Genomic DNA, 18,777 nt, shown 5'->3' on the forward strand with positions numbered 1-18,777 from the left:
TATATTGTACATGTCATGGAAAACGTGTCAATATGCCTTTTTAAAAATTAGTCAGTCAATAATTTATTGATTTTTCTGATATTTTTATTGAAATTAATTTTATAAAGGTTACAATAGGGAACATAAAGGAACTATAAAGATCTTTTTATGAAAGAAGTGATGGTATGAATCGATATAAAGTAGCAGTGATAGCTCCGAGTGATATTATCGCTGACTGTATGGACGTGACGGAGACGTTTCCGCTGTTGGAACTGCTTCCGTATGCATATAAAAAGGAAGAGGAAATTCCTGAGGTAGTTCAATCAGTGGATAAGGGTGCAGCTGCCGTCCTTTTTGGAGGACTGGTTCCTTTTCATAAAATAAAAGAACGAATGAGTTTAACGGACAAGCCGGCTTTTTTTCTGCCTTTTACAGGAGCGGGTTTGTTTAAAGCACTTTATTCCTTAAAAAATGTAAATATCAATAACATCAGTATGGACACGATGAATAAGAAACCAATATTGGAAACTCTTATGGAGATTGGTATGGAGGAAGCACCGGGTCATATTCTCGAGTTTGAAAGCTCCATGAGCGTCAGCAGTATCGTATCGTTTCATAAAGAGCTATTTGAACAGGGAGAAACGGAGTACGCACTGACGAGTCTTGCAGAATGCTACGAAGCGTTAACTCAGGTGAATGTGCCTGTAAAAAGAATCAAGCCTCCTAAATCAGTTATACGGGAAACTCTTGAAAAAATAGAATTGTCCTGTGAAAGGGAACCGGTGGATACTTTTCAAGCAGCAGCCTGCAGTATTTCTTTAAAAGGCTACAGCGAATGGGCCGTTAATCAACATGCCATAGCAGTAAAGGAATATGAACTTGAACTGGAAAAATTAATGTATGCCTCTGCAGATAAAGTAAAGGGCTGCCATGTCCAGCGGTCTCCCGAGGAAATTCTATTAATGGCTACACTTTCACATACGAAAAAAAAGGAATTTATTCGTGAAATAGATGCACTAAAAACAAAAATAGAAGCCCTTCTTCCTATTCTTATTCATATTGGTGTTGGATTTTCACTTACGCTTCAAGAGGCTGTGCTTGAAGCCAGAGAAACAGCAGGGAAACCATTTATAAAAGAGTTCTCTTATGTAAAGCAGATAAAAAGAAAACCTATACAGGCAGATTTCCGGGAACTGGCTGATAAAGTGGGTATCAGCATACTCACCCTTAATAAAGTGTATGAGCTGTCCAGGACATATGAAGGGAAATTTACTGCTAATCAATTGGCAGAAGGGATAAGCATTACTGTGAAAAGTGCCCAACGGATTTTAAGACAGCTCGAAAAAGCAGACCTGGTAGAAGTTACTGGAAAAGAATCACATAACACGAAAGGAAAACACCGGCGTGTATATAGTTTAAGTAAACTATTTGATACTTATTCATAAAGGAGGCAGAGAAAATGAGGATAGTTATTGGACAGTTATCCCATGAAACAAACACTTTTCTAGAAGAAACGACAGACCTGTCTTTTTTCGAAGCAGGGGAGTGGGAAATGAAAGAAACTCTGCTGGCCAATCACACAGGAGTCCAGGACTATCTTGGAGGGATGATAGAGAGTGCATCAGAAGAAAACATAGAAATTCTGCCTGCCTTATCTGCTCTGGCTTCTCCTTCCGGCCTGATTGAAAAAGGTACATATGCGTATATTAAAAAAGTGTTTTTGCAGGAATGCCTTCAGTATTCCAATGTAGACGCGTATTGTCTGGCTCTTCATGGGGCCGGAGTAGTAGAAGGGATTGATGATCTGGAAGGAGATCTATTACAAACGCTCAGAAAAGAAATAGGCAGGTCTGTACCTATTGTGGTGACTCTGGATTTACACGCCAATGTCACAGAAAAGATGGCTGCATACGCAGATATTTTATTATCGATAAAAGAATATCCGCATATTGATACATTCGCGACTGGAAAAAAAGCGATGCAGCTTACTTCGCAAATAGTAAAAAGAGAAATAAAGCCGGTCATGCATATTGAAAAACTACCCCTGCTTATCCCCACATTTACTACAATGCATGAGCCTGCCAAAGCACTTGTTCTAACATGCAGAAGACTGGAAAAGCCGTCCGGCGTACTGGACTGTTCCTTCATCCATGGCTTTCCTTATGCAGACGTGAAAAGTGCCGGTGTTTCTGTTATTTGTATTACCGATGCGGATAATCTTTTAGCAGAAGAAACAGCCATAACGGCTGCTTCAGCCATTTGGGAGGTTAGAGAACAGTTCTTTCAATCTTTTTTTTCTCCAAAAGAGGGGGTAGAAGCCGCTGCTGTCAGCAGGGAGTCGCCTGTGATTATTAATGAGACCTCAGACAACCCTGGTGCAGGCACACCAGGTGACGGCACTTTTTTATTAGAAGAGATGCTGGAGAAAAACATAAAGAACAGCTGCTTTGGCGTTATAAATGATTCTGAAGTAGTCCAGCTGGCTCATGAAGCGGGGGTAGGTGAATATATCGAGTGCTCTATCGGAGCAAAAATAGATAATAAACACGGACGTCCTCTTTCTATTAAAGGCTATGTAAAATCGTTAACCGATGGGAAATTCATTCAATCTTCTGCAATGTGGAAGGGAATGAAAAGAAACATCGGAAAAACCGCTAGACTGCAGATAGGAAATGTAGACGTTATTGTATGTTCCCGGCGGGCTCAGGTGTTTGATGATCAGGTCTTCTTACTGCATGGTATTGACGTTTCTGCCTGCAGAACAGCAGGCCTGAAATCGAGCCATCATTTCAGGGATTATTACAGTACATTGGCTGCATCTATAATTACCGTAGATTCGCCAGGGCTTAGTACAAACAATTTATTTTCGTTTTCTTATCAGCATATTCGTCCCTCTATGTATCCTTTTGAAGAAACAGCAGCGTACAGCGCCGATTCAACTAATTTGTGAATGAGGAAAAGGAGGAAAAGTAAAATGGGTGAAGCATTGATTAGTCCAGATGATTATTGGGTGTTGTGGGGATTTTTAGCTATATGGGCTGCGGTGAGTATTTATTTAGAACAAACGTATCAATGGGCCTCCAAGATTTCCGGCGCTATTATTGCATTACTGGGGGCGATGATACTTACGAATATCAATGTGCTGCCTGTAGAATCTCCTGTGTATGATGCCGTATGGTCCTACATTGTGCCGCTGGCGATTCCTCTTTTATTATTCCAAGTTAACTTGAAAAAAATATGGAAAGAAAGCAGCCGGATTCTTTTCATTTTTCTTATTAGTTCTATTGGAACAGTAGCGGGTACCACACTGGCTTTTTTCGCATTAAAAGATGTGATACCTGAACTTGATAAAATTGGGGCTATTATTACAGGTTCCTACATTGGAGGTGGAGTAAACTTTGCTGCAATGGCAGCTAAATTCGACACACCCGGTGAATTGGTTTCCGCGACAGTAGTCGCCGATAACTTAATGATGGCAAGCTACTTCTTCGTTCTCATTGCTATACCGGCAATCGGATTTTTTAGAAAGAATTACCGGACTCCTTATATAGAAGAAGTAGAAAGAGAAGCAAAAAACACAGAAGGTAAAACAATTTCGGAAAGTTTTTGGGCAAGAAAAGACATTTCTCTTAAAGACATTGCGTTATCTATAGGAACAGCATTTCTGCTGGTCGTTGTATCTTTTAAACTGGCAGAGTGGTTCGCTTCGATTATTCCTTCCGGAGAAAACGTCTTCTGGTTTTATGCAGTACTTGGGGGAGTTCTTGGAGACAGTTATTTAATGTTAACTACGATCACTATTGCAGCGGTTTCGTTGTTTCCCCGGAAATTTGAGGCAATGAATGGCAGTCAGGAATTCGGAACCTATTTTATCTATATATTTTTCGTAGTCATCGGCATCCCGGCATCTTTACCAATTATTTTTCAAAATGCTCCACTTTTATTAGTGTTTGTGGCTATTGTAGTGATTATTAATATGCTTATTTCCTTTACTCTGGGAAAATTCTTCAACTTCAGCCTGGAAGAAATTATTCTCGCAACGAATGCTAATGTAGGTGGACCTACTACAGCAGCAGCCATGGCTATAGCAAGAGGATGGAAAGATTTAATTGTTCCGATTCTGCTTATAGGTACTCTCGGTTATATTATTGGGAACTATATAGCAACAGCGATGGGATTGTGGTTCTCGACTTTTTTTTAAAGAAGAATCAAATGTCATATTTTACAAATCAAGTCGGCAAAACCGGCTTTTTTGTTTATACTAGGCTAAAAGAGAGGAGTCGGTACCCATGAAAAATGACAAGCTGGCTGAGGCGTATATGTCTCCAAAGCGCCGGATGAACGCAATGATCGGTGCGGTCTTTCTGATGGCAACCTCCGCGATAGGACCGGGCTTTCTTACGCAGACTGCCGTTTTTACCGAACAGCTTCTGGCAAGCTTTGCTTTTGTTATTCTCGTGTCGATTATTTTAGACATCGGTGCACAGATCAATATCTGGCGGATTATTGCGGTGGCAAAAATGAGAGGACAGGATATAGCAAACGCAGTTTTCCCCGGGCTGGGCTACCTGGTGGCATTTTTCATTATTCTGGGAGGGCTTGCTTTTAATATTGGAAATGTAGGCGGCGGCGGACTTGGCGCAAATGCCCTGCTTGGCGTCGATCCTACGGTAGGTGCTGTGTTAACAGGTATTATCTGCATTGTTATCTTTTTATTAAAAGAAGCCAACGCTGCCATGGATCAGATTGTCCGGTATCTGGGCATTGTGATGATCGGGTTTACTGCCTATATTATGATTATCAGCGACCCGCCTTATGGGGAAGCTGCCCTCCGCACGGTTGCTCCGCTTGAAGTAGACTTTCTCGTAATTATTACGATTGTAGGAGGAACGGTAGGCGGATATATCACCTTTGCCGGCGGCCACCGACTGCTGGAGGCCGGAATTACCGGCCGGGAAAACTTAACATATGTGACAAGAACGGCTGTCTCCGGCATCATTGTAGCCTCGGTAATGCGTACCCTTCTTTTCCTTGCCATCCTTGGAGTAGTTGCTGCCGGGCATTCACTGGACGCCGGCAATCCCACAGCTTCTGCTTTCCAAATAGCGGCAGGAGACATCGGTTACCGGATATTTGGGCTTGTGCTTTGGTGTGCGGGTATTACTTCTGTCATCGGAGCAGCCTTTACGTCGGTGTCATTTCTGACTACTTTTCATAAAAGCGTGGAGCGTTACAAAAATTATTGGACAGTAGCTTTTATCGTACTGTCCACAGTGATACTGGCTGTTGTAGGGGAACCGGTAACGCTGCTTGTTCTGGCAGGAGCAGTGAACGGCCTGATTCTGCCACTCACTTTGGGATCGGTACTGCTGGCTGCCCACCGTGTCAGTATTGTAAAAGACTACAAGCATCCCATCTGGATGACTATATTTGGTGCCCTTGTAGTCGGGCTGACGACGTACCTGGGCATATATACGATGATAAATATGCTTCCACAGCTGTTTTAAAGGAGGAAAAGTATGGAGCACTATATTGATTTAAACTGCGACCTGGGGGAAAGCTTCGGTCCTTATGTACTGGGTAACGATGAAGAGGTATTAAAAGAAATTACGTCAGCCAATATAGCCTGCGGTTATCATGCAGGAGACTACCGGGTAATGGCTCAGACCGTTAAACAGGCCGCCGCTGCCGGTGTGGCAGCAGGTGCACACCCGGGGTTTCAGGATCTGCAGGGGTTCGGGCGCAGGGAAATACAGACGAGCCCGGAAGACGTCTACCAGTTGACCGTGTATCAGGTCAGTGCGCTTCAGGGTTTCTGCCGTATAGAAGGCACAGCCATGCAGCACGTAAAGCCGCACGGCGCTTTATATAACATGGCAGGCAGGGATCCCGGGCTTGCTGAAGCGATAGCTTCAGCCGTTTACGATGTGGATAAAAGCCTGATTTTGTTTGGTCTTTCCGGAAGCGAGCTTGTGAAAGCGGGGGAGAGACAGGGACTCCGCGTGGCAAAGGAAGCATTTGCAGACCGGACCTACCAGCCGGACGGATCCCTCACTCCGCGAGGCCGGGATAATGCTGTTATTCATGACGCCGATACGGCGGTCCGCCACGTAAAGCAGATGATTCTGGAGGGCACCTGCACTGCCGTAGACGGGACAATCATTCCATTAGAAGTAGATACATTATGTGTTCACGGAGACAATCCCCAAACACTGGCTTTTACAAGATCGCTTCGTCATATGCTGCTTGAAGAAGGCATTCAGATTCGTTCTTTTACCTAAAAGAATGTCTATGAAAAAAAAGAAACGTTATCTCTATCAGACGCATGTTTTCGGCTTCTCTTCAGTTAAATAACCTCGTATTCCTGTAAAGAGGAATACGAGGTTATTTGTTTATCTTTTAAGCAGCGAACGATACGCGCTACGACGCTTCTTCACTTATATAATAAGTGCAGAAGGCATCATATAGTAGGAAATAATGGAAGAAGTTTTGGAATGCGGTGTGGTATCGATGGCGGTCACTTTCGTTTCATAGGCACCAATGTTAAATTCTTCCCCAAGTTCGAAACCATCCCAATCGTTAAGGCTCTCGTCCAGAATGGGAGAAGTTCGCAGCGCTTCTACCGTATCGAAAAACAATACCTGCTGCTTTGTCTTTGGGTCAGCGGGAACATAAATGAACTGAATCACGGTGTCGTTGGAAAGATTCAATCGATAACCACCTTCTTTTTATAGTATGTAAAGTTCTTTATAAAGAATTATATACGAATTTAATTATCTGTCAACAGGTTTTCGGGAGAATATATTTGTTCTTCACGAATTCTTCATACTTGTAGGGTAAGCTGAGGGTATTCAAATAAAAATAAACAAAAGAGAGAGGCGCCTTACATATGCAGAAAATAACAGCAGGAAGCATCTTATTAACCGTTGTACTGGCTTTAGGAGCATGCGGGAGCGGAGAAGAAACCGAAAATATGATGGATGAAGACATGATGGATGAGGAGACGATGGAAGATAATATGTCCGAACAGGAAATGATGGGTGAAGATTCAGAAGGGCATATGAATCATTCCAGCTCCGGGGAAGTGCCGGAAGATTTACAGGAAGCTGAAAGTCCTGAATTCGAAGAAGGCAGCAGGGCCATAATTGAAGCAGGTCACATGGAGGGCATGGAAGGAGCGGAAGCCGTTATTGAAGGCGCATATGATACGACCGCCTATGCCGTCTCCTATACACCGGAAAATGGCGGAGATCCTGTAGAAAATCATAAATGGGTGATACATGAAGAGCTGGAGGATCCCGGAGAAGCTCCTCTTCAGCCTGGTGAGACAGCTGTTATGAATACCGATCATATGGAAGGTATGATGGGAACAGAAGCAGAAGTTGATTCAGCAGAAAATACGACAGTTTATATGATCACCTTTACTCCGACCAACGGGGGAGAGGAAGTATCCAATCACAAGTGGGTTACGGGTGCAGAATTATCTGAAACAGAAGAATAATCAGCAGAAGTTGTCCCAAAATCTATATTGTTCATCGTAATTAGAAAAAAAGATCCATCAAAAATCTCGTACTCCTTTTAAAAGGAATACGAGGTTTTTTTCGTTATCATAATGGTCATTTTTGTTGAAAAGAAGTGCTTCCGCCTGGTTCTGTTTTTATCTTTTTATTTTCCGATAATTTTTACTTCTTTTTTTCCAGCTTAAGGGCTACACCTGGCAGAAGGGAACAGGTATGCTTGTAGAAGGAAAATAAGATGCTATGAATAGAAAGGTGTTCAACGTATATGATACAAAATCCGCAGGGCAGACAGCGGCTTGGTCTGGCAGTGCTTCTCAGCCTGCTTGCTATTCTTGGTCCGCTTAATATTGATATGTACCTGCCCAGCTTTCCAAACATTGCCGAAGAGTTGAATGCCAGTGCTTCCATGGTCCAGCTCAGTTTAACCACCTGCCTGATTGGACTTGCCGTCGGCCAGATCGTTGTGGGGCCGATCAGTGATGCCAAAGGAAGAAGAAGACCATTAATTATTTCGCTGATTTTATTTGCGGTTGCTTCCTTTCTCTGCGCGGTGGCGCCAAACATTACGACACTGATCATCGGCCGGTTTCTGCAGGGATTCACCGCAGCCGCAGGGGTTGTCCTTTCCCGGGCGGTCGTACGGGATATATTCAGCGGACGGGAGCTGACTAAATTTTTCTCCCTTCTGATGGTCATTAACGCAACAGCCCCGATGGCTGCTCCGATTGCGGGCGGTGCTATCCTACTGCTGCCTTTTGCCAACTGGTCGACTATTTTTCTTTTTCTCGCCCTGCTTGGCCTGATCATCGTCATCATCATTAGTCTGCGGCTCGAAGAAACTCTTCCGATGGAAAAAAGACTGCCGAGCACGCTCAGACAGTCCGTCGGCACACTGTTTGACTTAACGAAGGACAAAGCATTTATCGGCTACGCCCTTACTCTCGGATTTGTGCACGGCGGCAGCTTTTCATATGTATCCGGAACGCCATTTGTGTATCAGGGCATTTACAACGTATCGCCGCAGGTGTTCAGTATTTTATTTGGGATTAATGGTATTGCTATTATTATAGGAAGCTTTCTGATTGGACGGCTCTCTGGTATCGTCACAGAACGGACGCTTCTGCGGACCGCGGTTCTGGTTGCCTCAGGTGCCACGGCTTTTCTTCTCACGATAACAATAATAGAAGGGCCGCTGGCACTCATCGTTATACCTATTTTTATTTATATGACAGCGATGGGAATGATATTAACGAGTTCCTTTACGCTCGCGATCGCAAAACAGGGTCACCGGGCGGGAAGCGCAAGTGCGCTGCTCGGCATGCTGCCGCTGCTGATTGGGTCTATCGTCTCTCCGCTTGCGGGAATTGATGAAACAACCGCGGTGCCAATGGGAGCCATTATGTTCAGCACAACGATGCTCGGTCTGATTGCCTTTTTCACTTTAACTGAGAAAAAAACAGATATTATGTAAAAAAAAAGACCGGAGGGGGTGACCTCCGGTCTTTCATATAGTTTACTGGAAAAACGGCATAATAAGCGCGTATCCGATAATAACCGCAAATAACAGTGTCATATGGTTCAGCGAAAAGATAAACATTGTTTTTGCCCATTTTTCCGGAACCATTTTTTTGTAGGTGGCAATGCTTGTAATCAACCAGGCGGCGCTTAAAATAAAAGCGACAGCTACTATAAAAGAGCTGAGCTGGATGAAAAGAAAGCTGGAAAGCACAAGGGCAATAAGGTAAACGTTCGTTTGAATATACGTCCGGCGGTTACCCTTTACAACAGGAAGCATCGGAATGCCGGCTGCTTTGTATTCATCATGACGGCGGATCGCAATTGCATAGAAGTGCGGCATCTGCCAGATGACCATAACAATGAACAGGCCAAGTACTTCCAGGTGCATAAAGTCATTTGTAATAGCGGCCCAGCCGATTAACGGCGGCACGGCTCCGCTGATGCTGCCAACCTCTGTATTGTAAATAGTGCGGCGCTTTGTCCACATCGTATAGGGGACAACATAAAGAAAGAGCCCCAAAAAGCCCATAAGAGCAGCAAGTGGTGAAGCAAAGGCCAGAAACCCGATACCGGAAAGAGACATTACAGTACCGAGAATAAGAGCGTTCCGGGAATTCATACGCCCGGTGACGGTCGGCCTGTTTTTCGTACGATCCATAATTTTATCAATATCCCGGTCGTATACATTATTGAATGTACCAGCGGCACCTATGACTAGTGCCGATCCGATGACAGCGAGAATAATTGTTCCTATCTGGTCGAAAAAAGATATTCCATTTATAAATAGTGCAAGGCTGATCCCCGCGAACATGACAATTAAATTGGATTTAATGATTCCGGTTTTTATCGTCTCAGCAAGTACTTTACGGAGTGCCTGCTGCGGAACGAGGAGAGAGTCCTGTTGAGCATTATGCTCGATATTTTCACTTCTCATCTGCTTCTCCTTCCTCCTTGAGTTGAAATGTTATGTAACCAATGTATCATATTAATACTATCAAATCCTGAAATCAAGAAAGAGTTCGGGATGTTGTCAATAATATGTGAACGCTTTTTGACTAATATCAGATAGTTCACACAGCTTTCATTCAAAAAACGCTACCACTTATTATACCTTATACGCTTACATTTTACGAGAACTTAAATAGGACTAAACACTCAAAATAGAATGACATAATAAAATACAGGTTTGAACATGCAGCCGACGTGTTTCTATTTTATAATATGTTTAAATAAAAAAATTATTTAGTGAATAAATAAGCCCCGAGGCACTGGACAGCACCGGCAAAGACACTTACTATAAAAAGAAAGAGAACAAACTTTCGGGAGGTGGCTATATGAACAATCAATGGATGATTGCAGCAGCAATGGGCTTTGCCATAGGCACATCCGGTGTTCTTCCTGCCCAGGCAGCAGGAGCGGCAGACCAGTCCGCTGCCCTGGAAGGCAGGGAAGTAGATGATACCCTCGCTTTTCAGTGGCAGACCGCATTAAAGCAGATTGCCTCCCAGTATAATATCGATGTAGAAAACAAAGCACGCCTGGACGTTGTCGAGGAAATAGAAGCCGCTGTTTTAAAGCAGGCTGCCAGTCAATATAACATCACCACAGCGCAAAAAGAGCCGCTTGATGTTATAAAGGATATCCAATCCATTCAGCTCAAGCAGGCAGCCGACGTTCTTAACATAGAAGTAAAAGGAAAAACGCAGGATGATATCGTCGGAGAAATAATGGATCATCACGAAATAGAGGCAGAAGCCAAAGGCCTGTTTCCCTTTATTTCCTACTTCGCTGTATAAGTTAAATGGATTTAAGAGAGAGCCGCTACCGGCTCTTTTTTTGTTTATTCGAAAGCAGATGTTACTAGAAGCAGTAATTCGGGAATTGGTAGTTATAGTGAACAGGAAGTAGTTGTTGATATATAGAGAACAATCACCATGTCATTATAAGGAGGGCCGGTTATGCAGTACACACAGGAAGAGTTAATCCAGCGTTTAAAAACAAACGCCGTTGTCCATCACAATGGCATTGAAAAAATAGATAAAAAAATTCCTTTTGATGAAAATAAAAAAGGAATGGACCCAAGAGTAAAAGAGCTTATGCTGGACGAAGAAAATACGAAATTAAAAAAACCGATTGAGCTTGCGGACCTGGAAGAAATCCGCAGCAGCGGTGGTTTCAAAAATGCTGATTTAAGCAAGGGGATCCGCACGGAAAACAGAAATGTTTTTCAGGAAGACAGCACCCTGCGTGTACGTGTTTATAACCGCGGAGAAGAAAAAAAACCAGCCATTATTTATTACCACGGTGGGGGATTTTTTGACGGCGATATGGACGTAGTGGAAAATCCATGCAAGCTTTTGGCCCAGGAAACAGGAGCTGTCGTTATTTCCGTAGAGTACAGGCTGGCGCCGGAGTTTCCATATGCCGCCGGGCTGATGGATTGTCTGGAAGCGGTCCGCTATGTATATAATTTTGCCGATGAATTGTCTATAGATCGTGATGCCATCGGTCTGGTCGGGGACAGCGTAGGAGGGAACCTGGCGCTTGGCGTAAATCATTTGAGCTCAGAGGAACCCTGGTCTATTAATTATTTGGGCCTGCTGTATCCGCTCGTTGACCTGTCCGATTTTTCCGGAAAAAAATGGAATATGGCAGCGTACGATTTCTCGGAAGATGAAGCATTGATACGAAGGGAACTTATTAATATGAGACAGTCTCTTTTTTTTATCCAGTCTCTTTATTTAGACGACCTGGAACAGGCTATATCGCCTCTCGTATCCCCGGTACTGAGCGAAGTGAAGCAGGATATTCCACCGGTTACCATTATTACGGCTGAATTCGATTATTTAAAAGTTCAGGGGGCCGAATTTGCCAGGCAGATAGCAGATGCTTCCGTTCCTGTCCGTCATATTGAATATAAAGGCATGGATCATGCATTTGTTGAAAAGCTGGGCTATTATCCCCAGGCAGCTGATGCGATTGCTGAAATTTCCCGGCACTTTAAAGAAATAATATACTGACCATTTGGCCATCTGCTTTTACGGGGATGGTTTTTGTATGGAGAAAATTCACTACAGCTGATTAAATGTAAGTAGTTACGGGAAAGGGACAGAAGGACTAAAAGAACAGGTTTCTTTTTATATAAATAAAAGAGTCTGCAGCCGGATATAAACTACTGCAGCGTTCTCTTTAAGGAGATGCATAAAATGGCAGGACACGATCAGCTGAGAAAACAGATGCGCGAAAAAGAAACGCGGCAGGTCTATGGAAATATGGAAAAAATGATTAAGCATATTCCGGACCAGGAAGAAACCGGGGGTCTGGATCCAAGAGTAAAGGAATGGATGCTTACATCAGAGCCTGATAAAACGAGAAGGCCTCTGGAAGTAGATGATCTGGAAGAGATCCGAGAGCACGAAGGTTTTCCAAATACAGACATCGCTTCTTTTGTATCAAGTCGGGAATTTTCAATTGATCTGGAAGACCGAAGCATTCCTATCCGCATTTATAATGAAAGCAGTGAAAAAAAGCCGGTCATGCTTTATTTCCATGGAGGCGGATTTTTCAGCGGTAATATCGGCATGGTGGAAAACCCATGCAAGTGGCTCGCACACAAAGCAGATGCAGTGGTGGTTTCCGTTGGATACCGCCTTGCGCCTGAACATCCATTTGCAGACGGATTAAATGACTGCCTCGAAGGAACCAGATGGGTATGGGAGCACGCAGATCAGCTGCAGATAGATACAGATAACATCAGCCTTGCAGGAGAAAGCGCAGGGGCTAATCTTGCTCTTGGCGTAAGTGAGCTGAGCCTGGAGGAAAAATGGGATATTAAGCATATAGCCCTTCTATATCCACTTGTTGATCTGGCAGACTTTACCGGAGAGCAGTGGAAAATAGATCAGTATAAATTTTATAACGATGAAGCATTGATACGGAAAGAATTAACGAGTATGCAGCAGTCCACCGTGTTTATTCAATCCTTGTATCTTCAGGATCTGAATGAGGCGAACTCGCCGCTTGTATCACCTATTCTCAGCGAAAATAAACACAGACTGCCGCCCATGGCTATTGTAACGGCAGAGTATGATTATTTGAAAATACAAGGACAGGAATATGCCAGACAGGTGGCAGCCGCCGGCGTTCCTGTAAGCCTATGGGAATATAAAGGAATGGATCATGCTTTTGTTGATAAACTCGGCCTATATCCCCAGGCAGCTGACGCATTAACAGAATTAGCGGACCACTTTCAGGAAGTCAGAAACGGAAAACAAGCAGCAGAATGGAAAAAAGGCTCTTAACATCATCAAATTCAGACATGATAAACAATTATTCTCATAAATGGATAGAATCTAGGCCCGAAATTGTATAAAATATCCTTATGGCTTTAAATGATGCAATTCTTAGGACATGGGATGGTGAATACGATGGATGAACGTTCTTTATGCAAAGGGCTGGTCTCTTTAAAAGGACACAAGCTTCGTCTGGTATATGCTCTTCTGCAGAGAACAAATACCATTGATTTGTTAATTTCAAGGGGAAGAGAAGCGCTGTCTGCTGAAAGCGAAGATGCTTTCGGCTCGCATCTGGAAAGAGAAATCAGCCAGCTCGAAGGCGAAGAAGACGCCATGCTGCAGCTGGATATTTTTTCAGAACTCGGCCGCCTGATGAACGTTATACAGCCGCCGCTGACGAACGAGGCGGCAATTAGAAGTCAGGCAGACAGTATTCTGGAACATGCTTATTCTTATTTGGAAAAGCAGAATAAAGTGTTTAAACAGTTTGCCGACGTGCAGACGGGCGGCACAAAGTTAGATCATATGATTCATTTTATTATGCTCTCGCTTTTGGATATTATCGATACAGAAACAAAAGAATATTCGGAAGAGGAGCTTGAAGCAACTGCTTCAGCTCTCCATGGCGGTTACCTGGATACGCTGTCGGATGAATCCAAACAGGAGCTGGCTTATCAAATTGGAAAGCCGGTCACGACTATGGGAGAAGTGAAACGGATTATCCGCCGATCTGAGCTCAGCACGCTGTTTTCTGCGGCGGCCGAAATAGAAGGAGTTTCTTCTTATCTGGGAGTAAAAACGATGCTTCCGGTTCTTCTGAAGCGAAAAGGAGTAAAAGTGCCGTTTGCTGAGCAGACAGACACTTCTTATTTAACCGCTGCTTTTGCATCACCTTTCTTTTTCCTGCCTGTCATCCTGGGAAACAGCTTTTTCTCACAGGGAGCCCAACATTTTTATTTTAAAAAACTGCTTGTGCCAAGTACGATCGTGTACATTTCCCTGCTCTCCTCGACCGTAGAAGAGGAGACGTGTGAACCGCTGCTGAAAGCCTGGGAAAAACGTACGGCCTTTTATAAGGATGAATTGGAGCGCGCGGAACAGTTAAAAAATAAAATATCCGCGCAGGAATCCGTGATCCGCTCCCAGGAGCAGAAAATTCAATCGTTAAAACAGGAATTGGATAAGAGTATGTCTGCTCTTGATGAAGCAAAAAACGATATTTGGCTGTCTTTGTATACGAGCGGTTTAAAAGAATGGGATATTAACGATACGTTTTCTTCACACCGGAGTGAATACAGGGAAGCAATGAATCGTTTGAATGAAATTGAACGCCAGCGCCGGAAGCATAATCCACGCGCCGGATTTCGAAGCATGATGAACCGGACGGCAGCTCACGTAACAACGTATATGGACGAAAAGAAAGAAAAGCGTGAAGCCAATGAGGCAATGCGGAAAATGGTGGATGAGTTTATTGACGCAGAGCATGCGTATGAACCCCACAAAAAAGCAGCAGCGCTGGAAAGAAAGAAAATGGTAGATGACCTCCAGAATGATAAACAGGAGGCGGAATACCAAAAAGAGCAGGAACGCCGCCGCTGGAAAGAATATAAAGAACAATATAAAGAAAATCTCGCCTCGATCCGGGCGCTTGAACGAGATAATGGATCGATTACGAAGTAAAAAAACACGATCCTCCTGTGTGGGGATCGTGCTTTTTTATGATGAAAGAAAGGATGTTATTCTGCGCTGTCTTCGAGACTTTCTACGACAAAATCAAGCTGGCTTTCAAGGGAAACGGGATCATTAAAGAAAGAGGCAGCCGTATCCAGTTCATATACGTTATCCTCCTGTACGGCAGGAAGGTTCTGCCACACATTGCTGTCATATACTTCATCTGCCGATCCGGTTTCCGATTCCTGCCACGGGCTTGTGAAAATGATATCGCCGGCATAATCATCCAGCGCTTCCAGTGAGACATTGACAAAGCCTTCGCCGCTGTCAATAGCATCCTCCTGTACAGCATCAGGGGCAGCCAGACCGAATTCATCATAGATGATTTCGCCGCCGCGGGCAAATGTATTGCCAAAGACGTAAACGCCTTTTTCAAATGGCTGGATAAGAGAAATGGTCCGGTCGCCTACGCTCTCCTCTACAGAGGCGCGGTTTGCTTCGATCGATTCATCCCACTCTGTAATCCATGCTTCGGCAGCTTCTTCTTCGCCTGTCATGGTGCCAAATTCCTGCAGCTGCTCTTTAAACGGAAGCTGACCATAATCAATGGTTACCGTAGGAGCTACATCCTGAAGCTGTTCGAGGTTTTCATCAGAGCTTAGTGTGACAATAAGATCAGGTTCGAGGGACAGCACCTGTTCTACTGAAGTGCCGTCTCCCAAATCCTCAATTCCTTCTGTCATTTCTTCGTCAAAGTAGGGGTTTTCCAATGCCTGAGTCGTGGCTCCTATCGGCTTTTCATCCAAAGCCAGAAAATATCCGACGTAAGAAGGGGCGAGAACGACTATATTCTGCGGGTCTGCCGGAATATCAAAGGAGCCGTTGGGTCCTTCATAGGTTACGGTGTCGCCGGAGCTTTCTTCCTGTGTACTTTCTTCTTCAGAGGAGTCCGTTTCCTCAGAGTTTTCTGTACCGCCGCCGCAGGCAGCCAAAAGCGTCAGTGCTGCTGCTGAAGCAGTAAACATGCTTCTATGTATCCATTTTTGCATGATAAATCTCCTTTTCTTTTGTTTAAATGATAAAGATTATCATTATCGTATATTTTTTTTATTGATTTTGCAACTTATTTATTATTAGTAAACAACTAGACATTTGCTGTAGTTATTGCTAAGCTTTTTATGATTGAAAATGATTCTCACTTAAAATAATAAAAACAATGAGGGTTACATATGAAAGAAAACCAGACAGAAAAGGTAAAGCGCAAACCGCTTTCCGCGGCCTTCCTTTTTATTATTGGAACGCCGCTTTTGTGCTTAATGTTTATGCTCTCCATTTCTGTAGGGGCAGCAGATATTAACCTGCAGACGGTGTGGGCATCGCTGTTTTCCTTTGATTCTTCCAATAATCAGCACGTGATTATTCAAGAACTGCGTCTGCCCCGCTCAACCGCTGACGTCGTGGTTGGTGCGGCCTTTGCTGTAGCGGGGGCTGTTCTTCAGGGTATGACACGCAATCCCCTGGCGGAGACGGGGATCTTTGGTATTAATGCAGGGTCTATTTTTATGGTCGCTGTATGCTTTGCTTTTTTTCCGGGAATGTCCTACAGCAATCTTATACTATTTTCCTTTGCAGGCGCTGCGATGAGTCTAGGCCTGATTTTTGGCATTGGCGCCATGACGAAAGGCGGGCTGTCCCCGGTCAGGCTCGTTCTGGCGGGGGCAGCTATCAGTGCTCTGTTTACTGCTTTAAGTGAAGGCATCGCGATTTATTATGATTTGAGCCAGGATCTGGCTTTCTGGTATGCAGGAGGCGTTGCCGGAGTGAGGTGGGAGCAGCTGCTTCCGGCTCTCCCGTGGCTCGCTGCAGGACTTGGTATGGCCATGGTGCTGTCGCGTTCCATTACGCTTTTAAGTCTGGGGGAAGAGATTGCGGCTGGACTTGGGGCAAGAGTCCGCTGGATTAAGCTGGGCTGCGTAATTGCTGTTCTTATTTTAGGGGGGCTTGCGGTTTCGATTGTGGGTCCGGTCGCTTTTGTGGGTCTCGTTATTCCGCATATCGTCCGCTACTTTGTAGGGGCGGACTACCAGCTGATTATTCCCGGCTCTATTATTGTAGGGGGAATATTTATGACAATGGCGGACATCGGCGCACGAATGATAAATCCTCCATACGAAACGCCCATCGGTGCCTTGTTTGCCCTGATCGGCGTTCCGTTCTTTCTTTATATCGCCCGTAAAGAAAGGAGAGAAAGCTTATGAAATCGATTGTTCAGGAACGACTGCGGAGAAAACAGCTGTTTTTCTTCGCGGTTATTATCCTCCTTATATTGGCCGTCTTCTTTTACAGTATGAACACAGGCTTTACAAGTCTCTCTCCAATAGAAGTAATTCAAACGTTTATCGGATTGGGGGATTCTCAAAGCAGTTTGATTTTGTTTGAATTCCGGCTTCCCCGGATCGTGCTGGCTCTGCTGGTTGGTGCTTGTCTCGCAGTTTCCGGATGTATTTTACAGGGAGTGTCACGGAACAGTCTGGCGGACCCCGGTATTTTAGGAATTACGACCGGAGCCGGATTGTTTGTTGTGGTGTATATTTCCTATGCCTCGTCTTTTGAAGCAGCCTCTGCTTTTACGCTGCCGTTTCTCGCTCTCATCGGCGGATCGATAACCGCTTTTCTGATTTATATTTTATCTTATGAGAAAAATGTCGGGCTTCTGCCGTACCGCATGATCCTGAACGGAATTGCCATCGCTGCGGGCATCAGTGCTTTAATGACCATACTTATGCTCCGCCTCGCACCTGAACAGTACAGCTTTGTAGCCATATGGCTCGCCGGGCGCATCAGCGGCTCAACGTGGAATGAAGTATTGTCGCTGCTGCCCTGGCTCGTTATTCTGTTTATTATTATTATGTTTCGGGCAAGAGACCTTGATACGCTTGCTTTTGGAGATAAAATGGCGACAGGCCTCGGGGTTACGGTGGAAAAAGAACGCCTTATTCTGACCGGCTCCGCCGTGGCGCTTGCCGCGGCAGGCGTCTCGGTCAGCGGTGGTATTGGGTTTGTAGGTCTGATCGCGCCGCATCTGGCACGCAGGCTGGTTGGAAGCCAGCATGTAATGGTGCTTCCGGCATCAGCACTTCTCGGAGGACTGCTGCTTTTAACGGCTGATACGATCGGCCGCTCTATCATTGAACCGTCGGAAATTCCGGCAGGAGTTGTAGTAGCAGTTATTGGCGCCCCTTACTTTCTCTATCTTCTGGCACGCCAGAAAGCCTAGGTTTAACAAGGAAGGCCTCTCCATGTATACTGGAGGCAGTAAGGAAAGGAAGTGATCAACCTGTTTCCTATTGCGATGACCATTACTTATTTAGTGATTATTATTATTGTCGGCTACAGTATTTATATGATGCGCAGAAGAAAGGGCCTTAACGATTTCAAAAGTGCTCTTACGCCCATCTGCTTTCTGCTTGTGCCCATTATGAATCTGGCCGTCCTTTGGCTGGAATGGCCGTCTATTGTAAGCTGGGTGGCATTTACGGTTCTTCTTCTGCTCGGTGCTTATTTTATGAAGTATCTGCCGAAACCTGAACCCGAATCCGAATAAAGGTACTTTCCCAAATAGTTCTTCATGATCCGGAAACCAGTTCATCTGGTTTCTTTTTTTTGAAAAAATGTTTGTAATATTTGCAGGCCACAAAAAGCCGCTGCCTGCGCTGTTTAGTAAATAAAGGAAACAGTAAAAACAGCATATATTACAAGAAAATAAAATCCGGAGTGTTCACTACAGGCGCTTT

At 44.4% G+C, this 18,777-nt stretch carries 17 protein-coding genes; 14 read left to right on the plus strand and 3 right to left on the minus strand.

Annotated elements, in window-relative coordinates:
* Positions 1-164 precede the first annotated feature (164 nt).
* The 5 genes from ATL39_RS03090 (at position 165) to ATL39_RS03110 (ending at position 6,260) form a co-directional block, all read left to right on the plus strand.
* A complete protein-coding gene (locus ATL39_RS03090) occupies positions 165-1,424 on the plus strand; it encodes a winged helix-turn-helix domain-containing protein (RefSeq protein ID WP_120191818.1) in 1,260 nt (419 codons plus the stop codon).
* A 14-nt stretch (positions 1,425-1,438) separates the two neighbouring features.
* Positions 1,439-2,929 (plus strand): M81 family metallopeptidase, encoded by a 1,491-nt coding sequence (locus ATL39_RS03095; protein WP_120191819.1) that lies wholly within the window; start codon positions 1,439-1,441, stop codon positions 2,927-2,929.
* Positions 2,930-2,953: 24 nt separating this feature from the next.
* Positions 2,954-4,180 carry a DUF819 family protein gene (locus tag ATL39_RS03100; RefSeq protein WP_120191820.1) on the plus strand — a complete coding sequence of 409 codons (1,227 nt, stop codon included), beginning with the start codon at positions 2,954-2,956 and terminating at the stop codon, positions 4,178-4,180.
* A gap of 88 nt (positions 4,181-4,268) precedes the next feature.
* The gene (locus tag ATL39_RS03105) at positions 4,269-5,486 is read left to right on the plus strand and encodes an NRAMP family divalent metal transporter (RefSeq protein WP_245960899.1); all 1,218 of its coding nucleotides are present in this window, start codon (positions 4,269-4,271) and stop codon (positions 5,484-5,486) included.
* Positions 5,487-5,498: 12 nt separating this feature from the next.
* On the plus strand, positions 5,499-6,260 hold the full coding sequence (locus ATL39_RS03110; RefSeq protein WP_120191821.1) for a LamB/YcsF family protein: 762 nt from the start codon (positions 5,499-5,501) through the stop codon (positions 6,258-6,260).
* Between the two features lie 156 nt (positions 6,261-6,416).
* Here the strand turns inward: ATL39_RS03110 and ATL39_RS03115 are convergent, their stop codons facing one another.
* Positions 6,417-6,689: a hypothetical protein gene (locus tag ATL39_RS03115; protein ID WP_120191822.1), complete on the minus strand. Its 273-nt coding sequence runs from the start codon at positions 6,687-6,689 to the stop codon at positions 6,417-6,419.
* A 179-nt stretch (positions 6,690-6,868) separates the two neighbouring features.
* Between ATL39_RS03115 and ATL39_RS03120 the strand changes: the two genes are divergently transcribed.
* Complete coding sequence (locus tag ATL39_RS03120; RefSeq protein WP_120191823.1) at positions 6,869-7,480, plus strand: YdhK family protein; 612 nt, start codon at positions 6,869-6,871, stop codon at positions 7,478-7,480.
* A gap of 284 nt (positions 7,481-7,764) precedes the next feature.
* On the plus strand, positions 7,765-8,970 hold the full coding sequence (locus ATL39_RS03125; protein WP_120191824.1) for a Bcr/CflA family efflux MFS transporter: 1,206 nt from the start codon (positions 7,765-7,767) through the stop codon (positions 8,968-8,970).
* A 42-nt stretch (positions 8,971-9,012) separates the two neighbouring features.
* Here the strand turns inward: ATL39_RS03125 and cyoE are convergent, their stop codons facing one another.
* Positions 9,013-9,951, minus strand: coding sequence for a heme o synthase (cyoE, locus tag ATL39_RS03130; protein WP_120191825.1), 939 nt, complete (start codon positions 9,949-9,951; stop codon positions 9,013-9,015).
* A gap of 400 nt (positions 9,952-10,351) precedes the next feature.
* Here cyoE and ATL39_RS03135 point away from each other — a divergent pair, with 400 nt between their 5' ends.
* The 4 genes from ATL39_RS03135 (at position 10,352) to ATL39_RS03150 (ending at position 14,992) form a co-directional block, all read left to right on the plus strand.
* Positions 10,352-10,813, plus strand: coding sequence for a hypothetical protein (locus ATL39_RS03135; RefSeq protein ID WP_120191826.1), 462 nt, complete (start codon positions 10,352-10,354; stop codon positions 10,811-10,813).
* 162 nt (positions 10,814-10,975) lie between these two features.
* Positions 10,976-12,037, plus strand: a complete 1,062-nt coding sequence (locus ATL39_RS03140) for an alpha/beta hydrolase (RefSeq protein ID WP_120191827.1) — start codon at positions 10,976-10,978, stop codon at positions 12,035-12,037.
* A 186-nt stretch (positions 12,038-12,223) separates the two neighbouring features.
* Positions 12,224-13,318 (plus strand): alpha/beta hydrolase, encoded by a 1,095-nt coding sequence (locus ATL39_RS03145; RefSeq protein WP_170146821.1) that lies wholly within the window; start codon positions 12,224-12,226, stop codon positions 13,316-13,318.
* Between the two features lie 126 nt (positions 13,319-13,444).
* A complete protein-coding gene (locus tag ATL39_RS03150) occupies positions 13,445-14,992 on the plus strand; it encodes a hypothetical protein (protein WP_120191829.1) in 1,548 nt (515 codons plus the stop codon).
* 56 nt (positions 14,993-15,048) lie between these two features.
* Here the strand turns inward: ATL39_RS03150 and ATL39_RS03155 are convergent, their stop codons facing one another.
* Positions 15,049-16,032, minus strand: coding sequence for an ABC transporter substrate-binding protein (locus tag ATL39_RS03155; RefSeq protein WP_120191830.1), 984 nt, complete (start codon positions 16,030-16,032; stop codon positions 15,049-15,051).
* A 180-nt stretch (positions 16,033-16,212) separates the two neighbouring features.
* Here ATL39_RS03155 and ATL39_RS03160 point away from each other — a divergent pair, with 180 nt between their 5' ends.
* Genes ATL39_RS03160 through ATL39_RS03170 form a run of 3 tightly spaced genes read left to right on the plus strand, consistent with a single transcriptional unit; the run spans position 16,213 to position 18,587 of the window.
* On the plus strand, positions 16,213-17,241 hold the full coding sequence (locus ATL39_RS03160) for a FecCD family ABC transporter permease (protein ID WP_120191831.1): 1,029 nt from the start codon (positions 16,213-16,215) through the stop codon (positions 17,239-17,241).
* A complete protein-coding gene (locus ATL39_RS03165; RefSeq protein ID WP_120191832.1) occupies positions 17,238-18,260 on the plus strand; it encodes a FecCD family ABC transporter permease in 1,023 nt (340 codons plus the stop codon). The genes ATL39_RS03160 and ATL39_RS03165 overlap by 4 nt, the downstream gene beginning before the upstream one ends.
* Positions 18,261-18,311: 51 nt before the next feature.
* On the plus strand, positions 18,312-18,587 hold the full coding sequence (locus tag ATL39_RS03170; RefSeq protein ID WP_245960900.1) for a hypothetical protein: 276 nt from the start codon (positions 18,312-18,314) through the stop codon (positions 18,585-18,587).
* The last annotated feature ends 190 nt before the right edge of the window (positions 18,588-18,777 follow it).

It is taken from the genome of Sinobaca qinghaiensis, from assembly GCF_003610495.1.
GTDB lineage: Bacteria > Bacillota > Bacilli > Bacillales > Marinococcaceae > Sinobaca > Sinobaca qinghaiensis.